The following is a 593-nucleotide window of genomic DNA, read 5'->3' as shown; positions in this document are numbered from 1 at the left end:
ACAAGCCGAGCGCAATTTACAGCCGGTTTGTTATGGATCACACTCCGGCCATGAAAAGACTCGCGGCACTCGTTAACAAGCACCTAATAATCCTCGCCCTCATCGGCTTTAGCCAAAACCTGTCTGCGAGCGATCCAACCCCGCAGCTCACGCCCAGCTACTGGTTTCATCAAGCGCAGGCCAAAGACTTGGCGCCAGATCCAAGCCAACATTACAGGCCCTTCAGCCTGTCGTCAGACGCATCGGGTTATCGTATTCGGCTACTGAAAAAGCTAGCGGATTGGCACCAACAACACACCAACGGCTTGACCGTGAGGCTTGAACAAAGTGCCACCGCACAACGCAACGCAGCGCTCAAGATCGGCTTGTTGATTGCCCGCGAACACACCGACATACCCACCCCTGAACAACGACAAACTTGGTATCAAAACAATTTCAAAGCGTTAGATTTGGCAAACTTTGATGACAATAAAGCGCATCTATTAATGACCTTTTGGAGCGAGCCAGACGCCAAGCAAGGCCGCTGGCGGAAAGACTATCAACTCTCTATCGCACCCAGCGAATGGGGCCGGCCGTTAGACTTTGAACTGCCG

At 52.6% G+C, this 593-nt stretch carries 1 protein-coding gene; it reads left to right on the top strand.

Annotated elements, in window-relative coordinates:
- Nucleotides 1-32 precede the first annotated feature (32 nt).
- Nucleotides 33-593 (top strand): hypothetical protein (locus tag ACFQEU_RS17590; protein WP_379784248.1); only part of this gene is annotated, 561 nt, incomplete at its 3' end.

The organism is Halorubrum tibetense (assembly GCF_042661865.1).
GTDB classification, from domain to species: Archaea; Halobacteriota; Halobacteria; order Halobacteriales; family Haloferacaceae; genus Halorubrum; species Halorubrum tibetense.
This window is presented reverse-complemented; position numbering and strand designations above follow the sequence as displayed.